Annotated in this window: 24 protein-coding genes and 2 pseudogenes; 2 read left to right on the plus strand and 24 right to left on the minus strand. The window is 40.3% G+C overall.

Annotated elements, in window-relative coordinates:
* Positions 1-6: 6 nt before the first annotated feature.
* From MU515_RS09485 to MU515_RS09515, 6 genes are all read right to left on the minus strand, one after another.
* Positions 7-555 carry a GNAT family N-acetyltransferase gene (locus MU515_RS09485; RefSeq protein WP_260260186.1) on the minus strand — a complete coding sequence of 183 codons (549 nt, stop codon included), beginning with the start codon at positions 553-555 and terminating at the stop codon, positions 7-9.
* Positions 548-1,120, minus strand: a complete 573-nt coding sequence (locus tag MU515_RS09490) for a GNAT family N-acetyltransferase (protein WP_260260187.1) — start codon at positions 1,118-1,120, stop codon at positions 548-550. Before MU515_RS09490 ends, MU515_RS09485 begins: the two co-directional genes overlap by 8 nt.
* A gap of 28 nt (positions 1,121-1,148) precedes the next feature.
* Positions 1,149-1,496 carry a hypothetical protein gene (locus MU515_RS09495; RefSeq protein WP_260260188.1) on the minus strand — a complete coding sequence of 116 codons (348 nt, stop codon included), beginning with the start codon at positions 1,494-1,496 and terminating at the stop codon, positions 1,149-1,151.
* Between the two features lie 146 nt (positions 1,497-1,642).
* Positions 1,643-2,092, minus strand: a complete 450-nt coding sequence (locus MU515_RS09500) for a GNAT family N-acetyltransferase (RefSeq protein WP_260260189.1) — start codon at positions 2,090-2,092, stop codon at positions 1,643-1,645.
* A gap of 132 nt (positions 2,093-2,224) precedes the next feature.
* The gene (locus tag MU515_RS09505; RefSeq protein ID WP_260260190.1) at positions 2,225-2,632 is read right to left on the minus strand and encodes a GNAT family N-acetyltransferase; all 408 of its coding nucleotides are present in this window, start codon (positions 2,630-2,632) and stop codon (positions 2,225-2,227) included.
* Positions 2,633-2,767: 135 nt separating this feature from the next.
* Positions 2,768-3,265 carry a hypothetical protein gene (locus MU515_RS09515; RefSeq protein WP_260260191.1) on the minus strand — a complete coding sequence of 166 codons (498 nt, stop codon included), beginning with the start codon at positions 3,263-3,265 and terminating at the stop codon, positions 2,768-2,770.
* 334 nt (positions 3,266-3,599) lie between these two features.
* On the opposite strand from MU515_RS09515, the gene MU515_RS09520 reads away from it, so the two are divergent.
* Complete coding sequence (locus tag MU515_RS09520; RefSeq protein WP_260260192.1) at positions 3,600-3,887, plus strand: 2TM domain-containing protein; 288 nt, start codon at positions 3,600-3,602, stop codon at positions 3,885-3,887.
* Positions 3,888-4,008: 121 nt separating this feature from the next.
* On the opposite strand, the gene MU515_RS09525 is transcribed toward MU515_RS09520, so the two are convergent.
* From MU515_RS09525 to MU515_RS09560, 6 genes are all read right to left on the minus strand, one after another.
* Entirely contained in the window at positions 4,009-4,761 is a 753-nt protein-coding gene (locus tag MU515_RS09525) for an SDR family oxidoreductase (RefSeq protein ID WP_260260193.1), read from the minus strand.
* A 158-nt stretch (positions 4,762-4,919) separates the two neighbouring features.
* Entirely contained in the window at positions 4,920-5,537 is a 618-nt protein-coding gene (locus MU515_RS09535) for a LysE family translocator (protein ID WP_260260194.1), read from the minus strand.
* Between the two features lie 79 nt (positions 5,538-5,616).
* Entirely contained in the window at positions 5,617-5,982 is a 366-nt protein-coding gene (locus MU515_RS09545; protein ID WP_260260195.1) for a phosphopantetheine-binding protein, read from the minus strand.
* A 128-nt stretch (positions 5,983-6,110) separates the two neighbouring features.
* Positions 6,111-6,713 (minus strand): rhomboid family intramembrane serine protease, encoded by a 603-nt coding sequence (locus MU515_RS09550; RefSeq protein WP_260260196.1) that lies wholly within the window; start codon positions 6,711-6,713, stop codon positions 6,111-6,113.
* 123 nt (positions 6,714-6,836) lie between these two features.
* A complete protein-coding gene (locus MU515_RS09555; protein WP_260260197.1) occupies positions 6,837-7,400 on the minus strand; it encodes a class IV adenylate cyclase in 564 nt (187 codons plus the stop codon).
* A 282-nt stretch (positions 7,401-7,682) separates the two neighbouring features.
* On the minus strand, positions 7,683-8,036 hold the full coding sequence (locus MU515_RS09560) for a MerR family transcriptional regulator (RefSeq protein ID WP_260260198.1): 354 nt from the start codon (positions 8,034-8,036) through the stop codon (positions 7,683-7,685).
* A gap of 79 nt (positions 8,037-8,115) precedes the next feature.
* Between MU515_RS09560 and MU515_RS09565 the strand changes: the two genes are divergently transcribed.
* On the plus strand, positions 8,116-8,946 hold the full coding sequence (locus MU515_RS09565; RefSeq protein ID WP_260260199.1) for an aminotransferase class IV family protein: 831 nt from the start codon (positions 8,116-8,118) through the stop codon (positions 8,944-8,946).
* A 237-nt stretch (positions 8,947-9,183) separates the two neighbouring features.
* On the opposite strand, the gene MU515_RS09575 is transcribed toward MU515_RS09565, so the two are convergent.
* The 12 genes and pseudogenes from MU515_RS09575 to MU515_RS09625 form a co-directional block, all read right to left on the minus strand.
* Positions 9,184-9,567, minus strand: a complete 384-nt coding sequence (locus tag MU515_RS09575; protein WP_260260201.1) for a lysozyme inhibitor LprI family protein — start codon at positions 9,565-9,567, stop codon at positions 9,184-9,186.
* 148 nt (positions 9,568-9,715) lie between these two features.
* Positions 9,716-10,109: pseudogene (locus tag MU515_RS09580) on the minus strand (ASCH domain-containing protein).
* Between the two features lie 147 nt (positions 10,110-10,256).
* Positions 10,257-10,859 (minus strand): hypothetical protein, encoded by a 603-nt coding sequence (locus MU515_RS09585; protein ID WP_260260203.1) that lies wholly within the window; start codon positions 10,857-10,859, stop codon positions 10,257-10,259.
* Positions 10,860-10,942: 83 nt separating this feature from the next.
* Entirely contained in the window at positions 10,943-11,362 is a 420-nt protein-coding gene (locus tag MU515_RS09590) for a GFA family protein (protein WP_260260204.1), read from the minus strand.
* 90 nt (positions 11,363-11,452) lie between these two features.
* The gene (locus MU515_RS09595; RefSeq protein ID WP_260260205.1) at positions 11,453-11,764 is read right to left on the minus strand and encodes an antibiotic biosynthesis monooxygenase family protein; all 312 of its coding nucleotides are present in this window, start codon (positions 11,762-11,764) and stop codon (positions 11,453-11,455) included.
* A 141-nt stretch (positions 11,765-11,905) separates the two neighbouring features.
* Positions 11,906-12,352 carry a hypothetical protein gene (locus tag MU515_RS09600; protein ID WP_260260206.1) on the minus strand — a complete coding sequence of 149 codons (447 nt, stop codon included), beginning with the start codon at positions 12,350-12,352 and terminating at the stop codon, positions 11,906-11,908.
* 117 nt (positions 12,353-12,469) lie between these two features.
* Positions 12,470-12,556: pseudogene (locus tag MU515_RS20075) on the minus strand (GNAT family N-acetyltransferase); the annotation flags it as partial.
* A 127-nt stretch (positions 12,557-12,683) separates the two neighbouring features.
* The gene (locus MU515_RS09605; RefSeq protein WP_260260207.1) at positions 12,684-13,133 is read right to left on the minus strand and encodes a GNAT family N-acetyltransferase; all 450 of its coding nucleotides are present in this window, start codon (positions 13,131-13,133) and stop codon (positions 12,684-12,686) included.
* A gap of 174 nt (positions 13,134-13,307) precedes the next feature.
* Positions 13,308-13,709 (minus strand): hypothetical protein, encoded by a 402-nt coding sequence (locus MU515_RS09610; RefSeq protein ID WP_260260208.1) that lies wholly within the window; start codon positions 13,707-13,709, stop codon positions 13,308-13,310.
* Positions 13,710-13,861: 152 nt separating this feature from the next.
* The gene (locus MU515_RS20045; protein WP_349775432.1) at positions 13,862-14,128 is read right to left on the minus strand and encodes a hypothetical protein; all 267 of its coding nucleotides are present in this window, start codon (positions 14,126-14,128) and stop codon (positions 13,862-13,864) included.
* A gap of 124 nt (positions 14,129-14,252) precedes the next feature.
* Positions 14,253-14,573, minus strand: coding sequence for a DUF2834 domain-containing protein (locus tag MU515_RS09620; RefSeq protein ID WP_260260209.1), 321 nt, complete (start codon positions 14,571-14,573; stop codon positions 14,253-14,255).
* 121 nt (positions 14,574-14,694) lie between these two features.
* Positions 14,695-15,147: an NUDIX hydrolase gene (locus MU515_RS09625; protein WP_260260210.1), complete on the minus strand. Its 453-nt coding sequence runs from the start codon at positions 15,145-15,147 to the stop codon at positions 14,695-14,697.
* Positions 15,148-15,152: the final 5 nt, after the last annotated feature.

Below are 15,152 nucleotides of genomic sequence, written 5' to 3' on the forward strand. Positions count from 1 at the left end.
TCTGTATTAAACGCTTTGTTGTGCCTTGATCCACTCGGTTCGAAGGACTGCCAAAACCACTGTATCCCACCACTGTTCTTTGAAAAAACGATGCTCTCTAAAGTAAGCTTCTTGCCGCATACCCAAAGATTTACAGAGCTTAATCGCTGGCAAGTTTTTACTGATTGTCTCCGCATAAATGCGATGAACACCCAACTCCGAAAAACCAAAATCTGCCAGAGCCAAGGCGGCTTCGTAGCTTAACTTGTTACCTTGAGAAACTCTGGAAAATGCACATCCCATCGAAGCCTGCTGATTATCTTCTAAACGTAAACAAACAGTCCCGATGAACTCTCCAGATACCTTACATTCAACAGCTAATTGGTATGATTTTCTTGGTTGCTCAGAAGCCTGAGCGATAAACAAACTTGTTAACTCTCGGTATTTGTTAGGGTCGCAATCGCTTTCATCATAGAAACGCTGATATTTAGCATCCTGAGACATGGTAACAAAAGCATCTTCATCGTTTGGAGACATATTCCTAATAATCAGACGTTTAGTTTCGATTTTAAACATCGAAAGTTCCTTTTTCTTTGTATTCACTCTGAAGCAAACCAAAGCATTTTAGATCATGAAATTGCCCTTTCCAGTAGCCGCTTTGTCTACGAAGGCCTTCTTCTTTTAAGCCGACTTTAGCAAGGAGCTTCTCAGAACTAACGTTACCTAATACGGTATCAGCTTGAATACGATTTAGCTTTCCACACGGCAAATCACCCAGAAATGCTTGCCTAACAATTTTATTAATCGCCTCTGCCATAATGCCCTGTCCCCAGTATTGAGGTAACAAGTCATAGCCAATTACTGCGGACTTCATTTTCTCATTCCATGAGTTAAAACCGCACGTTCCAATTAGGTTACCTGTTTCTTTAAGAACGATTCCCCAACGAATACCAGCTTTAGTAATAAACCTATGTCTCATTTGCTCAATTATCATCGCAGCCTGAGAGGGCTTTGTTATCGCTTCCATGTCGTAATAAGCGATAACTGCTTCGTTGGAAAATAGATTGAGAATACTGCTTGTATCGGTATCGTCTAGCTGTCGAAGAATTAATCGCGTTGATTCATATTCTGGAAATTCCAAGTGACCCCCTTTGAAATATAAAGCTCTGTTATGTCGTGAAGCTCATAACTACGCACGTCAAAAACGCTGGTAACCCCGAAACAAAAAGCTTGATACAAAATATCGTATTTGAGGAAAAGCGCTCATCATCAATTTCGCTAGCTACTGAGCTATCGACCATTGATCCAGCTACCCTTTCAGCTTTATCACCCTGAAAATCACGCTCTGGTGGATACATGAAAAACAACGCTGCTATTCCCCAAAGAATAATCAGGACAAAGAAAGCGTAATCAGACCAAAAGTTAAGACCAAAGAACCCCGTAGACTTCTCTAGTACAACTACTATCGCGGCTGAAAGCAGATTGCTAACAACAAAGAACCTTATTAAACCTAGCAATTTAATCTCCCTATCGTCCCTAGTAATATAACGCCGCATTAGGTGATGATCAGCGCTGTCACTGCACTCAAGACATTATGAAAAATACAGATGCATATCATCGAACTAAAGCTGCCCACCGTTTGCCCGCCGCCTTAAACACTTTGCTATACCTGAAGTTTCAAGAAGTAATGATACGTTCCTGACTCTCGTTCATAACCTAAAGACTCATACAGTTTTTGAGCATTCACATTGCTTTCTGCCGTTTCCAAAGTAAGACCTTTTACTTGAGTATCTAGCCCCATATTTTTCGCCGCAATCATCAATTTCGTAGCCACACCCATCCTTCTAGCTGTATCAGCAACAAACAAGTCATTTAAAACCCAAGTCTTACAAGCCGAAACTGAAGAAAAGCTTGGATACAGCTGAGTAAAACCTAAGCCATTGCCCTCATCATCAATTGCTAAAAATATCACTGATTCATTATTGTTAATGCGTGACTGAATAAATTCGCGGGCAACATCAGGGTTGCTATCTTGACCATAAAACACTCGATAAGAATCAAATAGAGGTGAAATTACGTCTAGATTGTCGATCTTTGCTTTTACTATTTCCATGTAAAAAGTCCATTTTTGTTGAAAGGCTTAACGCCACACCAAGTTGAATGAAATCTGTGGCGTATAATTTGGCGAAGCAAAACGCCACGTGTTGGAGGTGAGTTTGAGCGCCTTGTTATGTTAATTTTGCCATCACTCTATTCTCAAATACATGCCAGATGCATTAGGCAATTCAGCATATTTGAAACCGAAATTAGCATAGAATTCAGGCGTACCGTGATGAGCCATTAGGCTTACATACGCTGTTCTCGGAGCATTAATCTTGAGCCAGCCTGTTAATGCTTCCATAATTAGCGACCCTACACCTTTCCCTTGATGTTCAGGTAGGACGGCTATATCTGTGATTTCAAAGAAACACCCGCCGTCACCAATAACTCTACCAAGCCCGATTGGTGAGTTGTTAGCATATACGACCACAGAGTAGAGGCTATTACTTAAGCCAATGGTTGCTGCTTCTATCGACTTTTCTGATAGACCAGCACGTAGACGAATTTGGATGTAATTCTCTGGGGTTGGTATTTCTTGTTCAACGTTGTACATAGTTTCCTCTCTTCAACATAACGCCCTGTCAAGGTGTGAGTAACGCAATAAAGAAGCTTCCACATGTCGCCTTAACCACTTAAACCAACGCATAGTAAAAATGCCACGCGTGCCGAATCACTCTTGAACAATTTGTTAATCTACTTTTTCGTATACGACCTTTGCCTTAGGCACATGATAATCTTTCCAGTTGATAAGATGGTTGCTCAACAAATCCTTGGCAGCGATATTTTTATAAAAAACAACTAATTGCCCATCAGAGCAAATTTCAATTTCACCGGAATGACTTTCACAAAGATATGAAATGATTGCAAAAAGTTCTAAGTCACCGTTTGTAACATACGCAGATTTTTCAATACAAGAGTGGTGTCGACAAGCACTGACAATATATGTATTGGCTCCAAGAGCTTTTACTAGATCGGGAGCACCACCAAAACCAGCCTTAACCTGTTCAGAAATTTTTGCATTTGACCAGAAATATTCCTTACTCTTACTGCCAAAATATTCATCTATATGCGATTTGAAATTATCATCCCAGATCAGCTGATTTGCGTTTTTGAACTCTCTGATCTCGAATGTTTTTGCACTAATAGGCAGAGAAAAAATCACAATTATAAACAATAAAATACGCATAACTTACCTTTGTAACTTAACGCCGCATTAAGGGTGAAAGACACCATCTCCCAGAACTAAGCTATTGTGACATAAACACTTAATTAAAACTATGACGCTAAACCGCCAACCGTTTTGAGCCTCTCTTAGGTGCTTTACTCGCTTACTAGCTTGGGAAAAAGAGAAACGCAAAAATGTACGTTTTTGTTCGTACCCCTTAAACGTATGCACTTCATCCTAGTTATTGACTCTTCACTCCCCTATACAGCAATTCGTCGCAAAGAAACCTCAAGACCCACACAACAATTTATCATTCTCCGTATTCAATACTTACGTTAAAAGAAAGGACAATAAAATGGAGCAAACAATGCACTCACCAAATCAACAAGAACAAGTAGTGGCTCAAGTTAAAAAGATAAAAGAATTCTATAACCACTTAACCAAATACTTGTCGGTAATATCCCTATTATTTGTGATTAATTTCGTAACGGGTACTGAGGAGCTTTGGGCTATTTACCCGGCCTTAGGCTGGGGCATTTTTATGGTCTCACACGCTATCAATGCATTTGAGGTTTTTAATTTTTTAGGGGATGACTGGGAGCAAAAAGAAATAGAAAAGCGCTTAAAGAAGACACGAAAGTGAGAGATTAGAGTTGAGGCTTTCTATGGTACTTCCCCATCAAAAAGTGCACAAAATCAATGGTGATTCCTTAGAAAGCTAACGCCGAGTGTTGCGAGCCTGCCTTAAACGCTTGGTTATGCATCTAGAGGCCTCCACACAGATCTAAGTAGTTTCCCGTAGAGAATGATGCCTTTTCTGGTGAAAGCCAATAGATTGCTTCTGCTACTTCTTCAGGGCGTCCACCACGTTGAAGAGGGATAATACTTTTCAACCGCTCAACTCTTTCAGGTTCACCACCATCAGCGTGCATTTCCGTATGAATGAGTCCAGGACGAACACAATTAACCCTAATTCCCTCAGAGGCAACTTCTAGAGATAGGCCTTTTGTTAATGTATCGATAGCACCTTTTGATGCTGCGTAATCAATATATTCATTTGGTGAACCAGAACGAGATGCACCTGATGAAACATTCACGATCACTCCGCCCTTTCCTCCATGACGAGTAGACATTCGCTTAACTGCCTCGCGACAGCAAAGAAAATAACTCGTCACATTATTGGACAGAATGCCGTTGATTCGATCAGCTGTCATATCTTCGAGTCGAGATTTTGTGCGAAGAATTCCCGCATTATTTACAAGCACCGACAAGGAGCCTAGCTCATCATCGATTGTCTCAAACAACCTTGAGACATCAGCTTCATTTGAAACATCCGCTTGAACCACAATACACCGCGCACCAGTTTGCCTAATTTCATGAGCTAGTGCTTCGGCCGCACCCGTGTTTGACTTGTAATTAATGCAAACTGCATAGCCGTTAGAAGCAAATAACTTTGCTGTAGCCGCGCCGATCCCTCTACCACCTCCGGTGACCAGAACTACTTTTGATTCACTCATATATCATCCTTGAATATCGAAATTGGAGAAGTGCATAACGCCCTGTTAAGGTGTGAGCAACGCAACACCGGAGCCACCACATACCAGCTTAATAACTAAAATCAACGCATAGTAAAAAAACCACGCGTGCCGAATCACTCTTGAATTTTTTGCTAGTTTTATTGCTCGCGAGTCAGTAACAAGCTTGCTCCAGACATAGCCAAAAAAGTTGCACAACCTCTATTGAAGGGCTTTGCCATTTTCGGCTTCGTAAACCACTGCCTTAAGTACATTCCAAATAATGCATAAATTGATATAGCACCCATTTCTAAAATAAGGAACGTACCCCCTAAAAAGAAGAACTGTTCATTTACACTTGCTGAAACATCGACGAACTGTGGTAGAAAGGCAGTAAAGATCAGTATCGCCTTTGGGTTACCAGCCGCTAACAAAAATTCTTGTTTCGCTAAACCCAATCGATTACGAGTGTTTTCTAGCTCAGAAACAGGGCTTGCTTCCGAACGCCAAAGATTAAAGGCAATCCACAACAAGTATGCTGCGCCCACAACTTTGATCATTAGAAATACAGTCTCAGAAGCATAGAGAACAACGGCTAAACCGGAAGCAGCCAAAGCGATCATTGCAGCGAATGCCGCAATACGACCAAGACCAGCAATGAAAGCGGATTTAAAACCGTAACAACGTGCGTTGTTCATGGACAATAGATTGTTTGGCCCAGGAGTCATATTGAGCGCAAAACACGCAGGTATAAAGAACAACAACGTCCAGATTTCCACAATATTTCCTCAAAAAAACTAATGCATAGTAAAAATGCCACGCGTGCCGAATTACGCTTGAACAATTTGTTTTTTATTTCTAACCCAAAGAGTTAACACACGCTTTGTGAACTATCTCTTGATACTCTCGGACCGTTACTTTGTCTTTGATTTTTAGCTCAAACTGTTCTTCAGAAACTACGGGGTCAACTACATCTTCGTCTCTAAGCTCAACTCCAATAGCTTCTTCCATATCTACAACTATGGTTATCAGGTCTAAAACATCAGTCTCAAAGTTTTGTTCATAGAATGTCTTATCAATAGCAATTTCATCCACACGAACATCGAGAGTTTTAGCCATTGCATCTAATACTTTATCACCTACTGCATCACAGCGATTGGACCAAACCAAGTTTGAATACGTAATTGCTAACACTGAACAGAACACACATTTGAGATATTTCATATTTTCCTCTTTGGCACCTAACGTCCTTTTAAGGTGTAAGCCACGCTACCTAAACCATTGTGACATAAATACTTAAAATGAAGTAAGCCGAAAATGCCAAGCGTAGAGAAGACTTTCTAGACGCTTTGTTAGTAGCAAGTTTTACCCTGTTGCTGAAAACTATATAAAAGCAAAACACCTAAACCAAAGCTAACCACATGACCAACCTTTGGAAGATGATGCTCGCTAAAAATTAAATCTAGAGCGAATGCTGGAACAATAGTAAGTACCAAAACAGTCAACGCTAACTTCCCTTCGATGTGTCGCTTTAGATACATTATGATCCCGGCAGCGGCCAAACCTAAAATGGCTTGGGAACCGCCCGTTCCCAAATTCCATGGTTCAGGTACCGTGAATGTACTAGCAAAGGTGCCAATCGAGCCCGCAATAAACCAAATTAGTAGGAAAACACTAGAACCGAGTTTTCGCTCAAGCACATAGCCCAAAGCAAGCAATGAAAAAGCGTTGTAAATCATGTGAAACTGCTTCACGTGAATGAGTTGAGAGACGACTAAACGCCATAGCTCTAAATCTAAAATGTGCTTGTATGTAAACCCACCAAAAGGCTCGAGTTCTGTAATCTTAATCTTTCCGAATAGCGATCCTGATATTTGGAAATTTACAACCAAAGATACCACTACAGTGGACAACACTAATACTAACGTGGCGTAGGGTATGTACCTTTTGGTCACGCTTGCCTCCTTGCTACTAACGCCCTGTTAAGTGGTAAGCAACGCAGACCACCCTACCTCATCCATTGTGACATAAATACTTAGAATCAAGTAAGCTGCAATGCCAAGCGTCGAGAATCCTTTTTAAACACTTTTTTCTTCGCACTTTTCCATGAACATCTGTTTATAGGATTTTGTCTGCAATGCTGATTCTGTTAACCCAAACTCACTTGCTAAGGCTTCAAGGTCTGACTTATAAGCACTTAACATCGATTCATCATCTGTCATGATGGCAAACTCAGCAAAGTCACCAATGTCATCTAAAGAGTCAACGGTAATATGAAACTTGTCGACAAAATAGATACTTCGAGTTTTGGTCGCTTTTAATGTAATTTCATATCCCATTGTTTCAAGCATACTTCTTGCACTTTCCGCATCGGTGATATTCGTCGCTTCACATCGGTCTACCTCTGGGCCTTTAACAATCCAAAGTTTTATACCTGATGGCTGCATAGTACGAATACAGACGCTCTTATTCTGTCGGGACAATAATTTATCAGCAGTATCAAAATAACAGTCGGACTCTAGGTTGTCCTCAAGCATTATTTCATGAGGTATAAATGACAAAACGTTCAAAAAATCAGTTTTCGACTCAAGGCGGTACTTAAGCTCTACCTCATATTTACCTTGAAAATGCTCATTGCTCATTTGGTTATCCAATTTTAAAATGCGAACTTTATCATAATCGTGATTACCTAAACATGACCGTATGCTTAATACCGCATTAACTGGTGAGCAAAATCACACCTTACCTAACCCTTTGTGCCGTTAACACTAAAGCCGAATTAAATAAAAAATGCAAAACGTTACGAATTTGTCTTAAACCCTTTGTTATGTGTAACATGGAATATTACTTTGTTATATTTATGTTCTTTAAGGTATATAAAAAATAGGTCGTGACGTGCTTTATAAATATTAGCTAACACCAACTCAATGTTTTTCTATCTCTGATAGAAAGCTATCAAGTATTTTCCGACTTTCAACCAATTTAGCCGCCTTCTGATCGGCAATTCGAATTTGTTCATACAAAAGATTTCTAAGTTCATCACAAGGTTCAAAAACAAGTCCTTCACCTCTTATGCATGGCAAAAACAGCAAAATTGTGGCCAAGTTCATACCCGCAGAGCTAAGTAGTTTGATCCTCTCTAATGTACGTACCTCTTTCTGGTCAAACTCCCGATACCCCGAAACTGTCCGCTTCGGTTTTAACAATCCTTGCTCTTCGTAATAACGCAGCATACGTATACTCACACCCGTTTTTTTAGACAGCTCACCTATTTTCACTTTTACTCCTTGCCCCTCACAGCGCTGTAAGGGTTTAAGCTAATAGCCCACAAAGTTTATTCTATTAGGGCCTTAAAACATGACGGCAAAAATCCTCACCGACCAAACTTTTTTAAATGGACAATCGATACCAAGCTCTGAAATAACTAACTTAGTATTTGCTGGGTTTGCACACTTCACCGCACTACAGGTTCGAAACAAAATGATCAAGGGACTGGATCTGCATCTAGACAGATTACGTAAAGCTTCCATTGAGCTTTATGGCATGGCATTACCCGATGCACTTGTAGAGTCTTACATTACCTCAGCAGTTGAGAGTGGTGCTAGAGACCAATCACTAACCGTTACCATATACTCTCCCAAAGGTGAGTTTACAGCCGACAGCATGGACATTGAACCCAAAGTGTTAATCCGTAGTACTCCAGCAGAGAATGGCCCTACAGGCCCACTTCGTTTAGCAACAATTAACCATGAGAGGCCACTTGCTGAAATTAAGCACGTTGGTGAAATAGGCAAGACTTACTACTTGCACCAAGCCGTACGGCAAGGCTTTGATGACGCTGTATTTATGAATAGTAACGGCTATCTGAGCGAAGGAACTATATGGAATCTGGCGTTTTGGGATGGAGAAACCGTTATATGGCCAAAAGCGCGTATACTCAAAGGTACTATGATGGCTATGGTGCAACGACAGTTAAACCAGCTTAAGATTCCACAGCGCAGCGAATCTATAACCCTTAACCGACTTTCAGAACTAACAGGTGCTGCGGTTATGAACTCATGGACTCCAGGTGTTAGCATTTCTGAAATTGCATCGAATATTTTCATCAATTCGGATCAGCTCATTTCGCTACTTCATAGAGCTTACTATACTGAGCCCGCAAGGAAAGTCCTAGAGAACACTAACTAAATTTAATTATGTGGCATTCAGCGTATAGTTCTATGCTTGCGCTGAATTTAAACATTTTTTTTTGTCCTTACCTGATGTTTTAAGTTACGTAAAACATATAACGCCCAGCTCAGAGGTGAGCAACGCAATACCAACGCCACCGATTACCACATTGATAACTAAAACCAGCGCATAGTAAAAATGCCACGCGAGCCGAATCACTCTTGAACAATGTGTTATGTGTGTACTCAAACCAAGTTAGTACCACCTTCTTAAATATTTAGTACGTTCCTTGGTCATTTCTATTTCACACTCCATTCGAGATTCATTTCGCTGCCTACCTCCACTATTGAGTACATAAAATGCATCACAATTGGACTCTTTGAACTTGAGCCAACTTCGTTGACTGCTAAGCAAACTTTGCTTAAGTTCAGCTGAATCCACAAGAGTTCCATCAGACAACTCACCTGAATTGATACGATTCATTATATGTTTATAAACATCATTCAACTCTTTATCTGCCGAAACAAAAGTCGCCTCAAGCTCGCACAGATAGCCAAATAACATGCAATCTTCGGCGTTATTTTCCGCAGAAAGTGAGAACGATGAGCAGCAAAGAATTAAAACCAAAAACCTACGCACTTAACCTACTCCTATTCATTAGTACATAACGCAGCACTAAGGTGTGAGCAACGCTACCACCTGACCTAAACCATTGTGCTGTACACTTGAGTTTAGGCAAACCTAAAATGCCGAATGTTGGAGAGCCGTCTAAAAGACTTGTTAGAAATTACTTGTGTACCAACTTAAACGTTACAAGAACTAACTCTGTCGATTCGTTGAATTCAATACCATAAGATGATTTACAGTCTTCTATGAAAAAGTCATTATGTGCTTTGTACCACCACTCATACGTACCATCCCCTTCACCTTCAGACTCGGCAAACTCTCGGCTAACCTGACCAAAGGGACAAAAGTCCACATTAGTTATTTTTACTATACAAACCGGATTCTTTGCCCAATCAAGCACGCTTTTGACCAATTGAGACAAGTCGAGCACACTCATTTGTATTGTATTCGTCGTCACAAAAATAAGTCGTTTCGACTTCTTCAATCTCAGGAAGTTGAGATTTAGGCAATGTGCTTAAATAGGCTCGGAAATAGTCCAGATACCTTGCTTCCATGATTAATTCTCCATCTAACGCCACGTTACGTTTAGTGGTGTGCAACATCACCACCATAGCTATCCAATTGTTCCGTAAAAACTAAAACCGAATGAACCCGAAAATACCAAGCGTTGGGAATTCATCTAAAACGCTTTGTTATGATGGTTATTCAAACACTTTAGCTAAGTATGGTTCTAACTCTTGGGCTTCATCTATTTTTGGGGTGTAAGCTGCATAATATGTGTAAGTTCTATATAGAGTATTGTGCAAGAACCACCTTCCTGAATTTAAATCTAGAAGCAGCTTCAGAACTCTTAGTAGTTTCACAATTATAAAAGCCACCGTAGCAATACCTACGCTTGAATACACTATTTGGTGCCAGCCTTGAAAACTGAAAAAAATATCCGACGCATTTGTTATCGATAACCAAAGCAAACCCAAAACAATGATTAATTTAGTAGTCAGCAGTTTCATGTATCCAGACCTTGCTGCTCGTTCACTTTTAAAGTGTATATTGGAAAGTGAGTCTGTAGATTCCTTAACAGGAATGCCACGAAAATTGATTTCCAACCGTGTTTCTGTTGTCTCTACGAGAATTTTTTCATTGTTTTCCCAACTTGAGATGACAATTGACACGAACAAGCTATATAAGAATTTAATCAATATAAGGTATAAAAGCACTGCTGGTGCTCCTACAAAAACACCAAATGCAGCAAATAACAAAAATAAAAAATTAATTACTGGCTTATCATAAAAAATTACAAACATTTCGAGTATCCCTATATTTTCAATTCATCATAATGCCTTGCTAAAGTGTGAGCCACTCTTAACTGCTTTGTTATGCGATATATTCAAAGGTTCGACGAACTTGTACGCCCATTAGGATAAACTGGTAAATCACCGTACAGTTCACACCAATTAGCCTTATAACCAGTGTAAATCTGAGCATCGACTTTTACAGGTATATCTACATCAAAGACTGAAATAGCCAATTCGATGCTTTCTAAAGACTCACCTTTTACCCGAAACCCAAGACTAGAACCACAGTTAGAACAAAATGTCCTCGTGGTTCCATTGGATGCCACAAACTCTTTGAGTAGATCCTTACCTTTCAGCCAGCTTAAACCTTTCACGCTAACCAGTGTTCCAAATGCAGCGCCGTGAAATTTCCGACACATAGAGCAATGACAATTAGCTACTTTGTCACTAAACCCACAAACAGAAAATCGGACGCCGCCGCATAAACATGAACCTTTAAATCCCGCACTCACCCTGAGTTTTCCTCCCTATTGCATAACTCTGCGTTAAATGGTGAACAACACATACCGCTAGACCTAAACCGTTGAGCTTTGGACGCTTTGTTATAGCCACATGTTCTCACGGACTTCGTAGTGGCTTACATGACGTTCTGGATTCAATTTGTACTTTTCATCCTCTGGATACAATTTAGCAACGCTAATGTCTTCTCCTGAGAATGCTTTGATACATTCAAGATCTTCCCAATAGGTCAACAACGTGATTTCAGCATTATCGCCTAAATTCCGATTTAGGATTTGAGCACCAAGAAAACCTTTTGTCTCAGATGTATCTTTGATTCCTGTCTCATAGAGGTATGCAACAAACCCTTCCTCATACTCTTTAGGGCAAGTCGCTTTCCATTCTCTTGCTATCATAAATACTCCATTTTATTCTGAGGTTATAACGCTCTATTAAGGTGTAAGTAACGCAATACCGATGCTCCGTATTCCACCTTACCTTTTAACACAGCGCATAGTAAAAATGCCACGTGTTGCTAATTACTCCTAAACAGTTTGTTAGACATTTGCCTTAGTTAACCTCGACCACTCTTGCTTTATACCGACTGCAAACAAACTACCTATAAACAAACAGATAGCTGAACTTATCAGCCAAAACGTTAAGGAATTATCTGGAAACATTGGCTTGAGTGCTGAAAATGAGAATGCTCTCAGGAGAAAAACACTTGTAATCACAACTAAAATGGAACGCGTGAATGGAAGCTTCCTTATTACGCCCGCACCCGCCAACGCAAAAGTACCCCAGACACACAAAATTGCAGCGATTGTAAGTGTGACCAATGTCGGATACCAAAGCCCTTGCTCTGCCATTTGAGCCATCTCTTCTCCGGCCCCGAACATTCGATACCAGTCAGCTCCAAATACAATACATCCCAAATGAGCGAAGGCCGCTAAAAAGCAACATCCTGAAGATGCGATGAGATATTTGTTCTTTCGACGATGCATTCATCCTCCTTGATGACTAGTTCCGTATTAAGATGTGACCAGCGCTAGGCTATACTTGAGCGAAACAAAACTGCCAAGCGGTGCGAATCACTCTTAGGTACTTTGTTAGCAGACCGCTTACAACGTGAGTTTAAACCCTTCATGGGTTGCTTTGAATCCAAGTTTTTCATAGAACCGGATTGCATCTGGGCGCTGCTTATCGCTTCTGACTGCTAACGCCGCATTAATTGGTGAGTAACGCAAACCACTCTACCTAATCCATTGTGACAAAACACTTAAACTGAAGAAAGACGAAAATGAAAAGCGTTAGGAATCTATCTAAAACCCTTTGTTATGCCTGTAGTTTCAAGAAGTAATGATACGTCCCTGACTCTCGCTCATAACCCAGAGACTCATACAGTTTCTGAGCATTTACGTTACTATCTGCCGTTTCCAAAGCAAGCCCCTTTACTTCGGTCTCTAGTGCCATCTCTTTCGCTGCATTCATCAGCTTCTTGGCCACCCCCATCCTTCTAGCATTATCAGCAACAAACAAGTCGTTGAGAACCCATGTCCTCGCAGCAGAAACCGAAGAAAAGCTTGGATACAGTTGAACAAACCCTAAAGCATTACCTTCATCATCAAGTGCTAGAAATATCACTGATTCATTATTACTAATGCGTGATTGAATAAATTCACGGGCAACATCGGGGTTACTTTCTTGACCATAAAACACTCGATATGAATCAAAAAGAGGTGTAATAACATCTATGTTATCGATTTTTGCTTTTACTATTTCCATGTAAAAAATCCATTTTTTGTAGAAAGGCATAATGCCCTGTTAATGGGCGGGCAACACTACCACCAAACCTATAACATCGCACCATAATCACAAAAGCCACTGAAACCAAAGTCACCGAGCGTTGCAAATCTGTCTTAAACGCCTTGTTAAGCTGGCTTCGTGTCGAAACGGCTGTTATATCTGAATTTCTTTCAAGTCGTGATAAGACCCGTAAGCTACGCGCTCAAAATTACTGCGCACGCAAAACAAACCTTCCTTTGTTTTTGTTCTATTCCATGCGACACGTGTACCACTATATGTATGAATAAGCTCAGCATGAGACCAATCAATACAAACAAGAATCTTTTCAAATTGACTGATAAAATCTTCTCCTACACACCAATCATCTTTCTGATCCATACCAAAAGTTATCATATTCATATAATAGGAGAACCCTCTAGAACGAGGGATTACGTTGAATAAATGCTTAACAAGCAATTGACCACTTTCGGGTAAATTCGCTATAACTTCGACCGCCTCTTCGTAACTCTTTTCACCTGAGTTACAAGCGATAAATCCATAAATTGTCGATGACATATTTCTACCTTTAGTCTAACGCCTTATTATGGTGTGAGGCACGCAATACCTAAGCTACCGCACACCACCTTAATCACTTAAACCAGCGCAAAGTGAAAACACCACGCGTTGCGCACGCATGTTGAACAGTTTGTTAGACGCGTAGCCACATTTTATAACTTAATCTCGACGTTGTTCCGTACATATGTTGGTATAGACAACTGCTCATCTATATCTTTGAACTTTGTCTGTTGAGGCATCGATTCTATTATCGTATTCAGTGCTTCAAAACTGATACCTACAACTCGACAAGCAGTCATCAAACCATTAATAAAGCACTTTTTATCCCGCTTTTGCTGTCGCTCCGTCACAGCAATAGATGAATACAATTCGCACTCTTTCGTTAATAAGGCTAGAAGTTCTTCTTTCGAGGGTTCCATATACAAACTCAGTTGCTAAGTAGTTTGAATACATTATCAATGATTTAAGACACAACTTCCAAGAGCTCGATCTTACGATTCAAACCGAAAACGCCAAGCGTTGCGAATCTGCTTAAATTTATTGTTAGGGCTGTACCTGAAGGGACTGTTTTTCTTTGAAGTAAAGATACATTGGGAGCCCAAACGACACACCAACAGACAAAGTTCCCAACACTGCAAAATATCGATACTTCACTTTATGTCTGTGTCCGTCTACTAAGATAAATCCTATCAGAGCAATCACCCCAACCAAAACATCAAGCCAAGCCATTATACTAATGGGGTTTACCAACGCATCATTGAGCAAAAGGCCAATATCTAAGCCATTAGTAATTAACCAAGGAACCAACGCGCCATACGGTAGCAATATACCTAAAAAAGTAAGAACTAGATAAAACCTCACCATTTTGCCATCCTTGCAAATTTATTGTACTAAGCCCTGACGCCCAGTTAAGGTGTGAGCCACGCTTGGCTATACTTGAGCGAAGCGAAAGCGCCAAGCGTTGCGAATCACTCTTAATGCTTTGTTAGCCGAGTTTTATACGACATAGCTCATTAATAGGCTTGTCTACAAAATACTCCCAAACGTGCTTGAACGCTGCATGTTGTGTTGGAAAAGGCGATAACTCTAACGCTTCTTCTAAGCTGCACCATTTAAAATCTGTGTGTTCGTGATTAAGAACGACCTCTTGATTCGCTTGGCACTTAACAACAAAGACTGGGATGACTTCAATAATGTTCGAGTAGGACTCATAAAACTGTTCTAAGAATTGACCATTGTACAGTTCTGTCACTTCAATCTGGGTTTCTTCCTGAAACTCTCGAACGATGGTTTGCCAAGGCAACTCACCTTCTTCCATTGAACCTGCAACATGGCACCAAAAGCCACCTTTCACTCGCTTCATTAGAAGCATCTTTGTTTCACCATTAATTTCCGACAACGCCACACCAGAAACAATTGAATTATTTATTGGAATCATTTTTA

The organism is Vibrio intestinalis (genome assembly GCF_025195085.2).
In the GTDB taxonomy this organism is placed as follows: domain Bacteria; phylum Pseudomonadota; class Gammaproteobacteria; order Enterobacterales; family Vibrionaceae; genus Vibrio; species Vibrio intestinalis.